Here is a 1,531-nt window from a genome sequence, read left to right as displayed (position 1 = left end):
TCAACCTCGCCCTCGACGGGCTCGAGCGATGAGACGGGGCGGCCGAGGCATCCGTCGGCGGCGGACGTCTCGCCGGAAGTCGTAGGGTGAGCACGTGAAGCGCGGCAAGCTCAGGGTTCTGCTCGGCGCCGCACCCGGGGTCGGCAAGACCTTCGAGATGCTCGAGGAGGGCACCCGGCTCTCGGCGGAGGGCCGCGACGTGGTCATCGGGTTCGTCGAGACCCACGGCCGCGCCGCCACCGCACGGCAGACTGACGGGCTCGAACTCGTGCCGCGTGCGCTCGTGTCGTATCGCGGAGTCGAGCTGCCCGAGCTCGACGTCGATGCGGTGCTCGCGCGGCATCCGGACATCGCCCTCATCGACGAACTCGCCCATACCAACGCGCCCGGCTCGCCCCACACGAAGCGCTGGCAGGATGTCGACCTCATCCTCGACGCGGGCATCGACGTCATCACGACGGTCAACGTGCAGCACATCGAGTCGCTCAACGGCGTGGTCGAGCAGATCACGGGCGTCACCCAGCGCGAGACGATCCCGGATGCCGTTGTCCGCGCGGCCGACCAGATCGAACTCGTCGACCTCGCGCCGCAGTCGCTGCGCGACCGCCTTTCCGGCGGGCTCGTCTATCCGGCGGACCGCGTCGATGCGGCGCTGTCGAACTACTTCCGCCTGGGGAACCTCACCGCGCTGCGCGAGCTCGCGCTGCTGTGGCTCGCCGACGAGGTCGACAGCGCCCTGCGCAGCTACCGCGCCGAGCACGGCATCGACGGCACCTGGCAGGCGCGCGAGCGGGTCGTGGTCGCCCTGACGGGCGGGGATGAGGGGACGACCCTCCTCCGCCGCGGCGCACGCATCGCCGCCCGCTCTGCCGGGGGCGAGCTGCTGGCCGTCCACGTCTCGGGCCAGGACGGCCTGCGCGAGGGCGACCCCGGTGCGCTCGCGGAGCAGCGGGCCCTCGTCGAGTCGCTCGGCGGAACGTACCACCAGGTGGTCGGCGACGACGTCCCGCGCACCCTGGTCGAGTTCGCGCGGTCGGTCGACGCCACGCAGCTCGTGATGGGCGCAAGTCGCCGCGGGCGCCTGGCCACCGCCCTCACCGGGCCGGGCATCGGCGCCACCGTGATCCGCGAGTCCGGTGACATCGACGTGCACATGGTGACGCACTCCGCGGCGGGCGGACGGCACCTGCTGCCCCGCCTCACCGGCGGCGCACTCAGCGTCAAGAGGCGGGCGCTGGGCTTCGCGGTCGCCCTGATCGGCGGTCCCCTGCTGACGTGGCTGCTCGTGGCCACGCGCACCGAGGAGACGATCACGACCGACGTGCTCGCCTACCAGCTGCTCGTCGTCGTGGTGGCCCTCGTCGGCGGGATCTGGCCGGCGGTGTTCGCCGCCGTGATGTCGGGGCTCAGCCTGAACTACTTCTTCGTCGCGCCGTTCTACACCGTGTCGATCGCCGACCCGCGCAATGCGTGGGCCCTGGCGCTGTACGTCGTGATCGCCGTTCTGGTGAGCTTCATCGTGGACCGGGCG

The 1,531-nt window shown here is 71.8% G+C and carries 1 protein-coding gene; it reads left to right on the top strand.

Translation table 11 applies throughout. The features are described 5' to 3' along the window. Nucleotides 1-94: 94 nt before the first annotated feature. Nucleotides 95-1,531: DUF4118 domain-containing protein (locus ACE3O1_RS15675; protein WP_374316643.1), on the top strand; the 1,437-nt coding region annotated here is incomplete at its 3' end.

The sequence above is a fragment of the Microbacterium sp. genome (genome assembly GCF_041909575.1).
In the GTDB taxonomy this organism is placed as follows: domain Bacteria; phylum Actinomycetota; class Actinomycetes; order Actinomycetales; family Microbacteriaceae; genus Microbacterium.
Note: the sequence above shows the minus strand (reverse complement) of the source record. Positions and strands in the feature narration are given on the sequence as shown.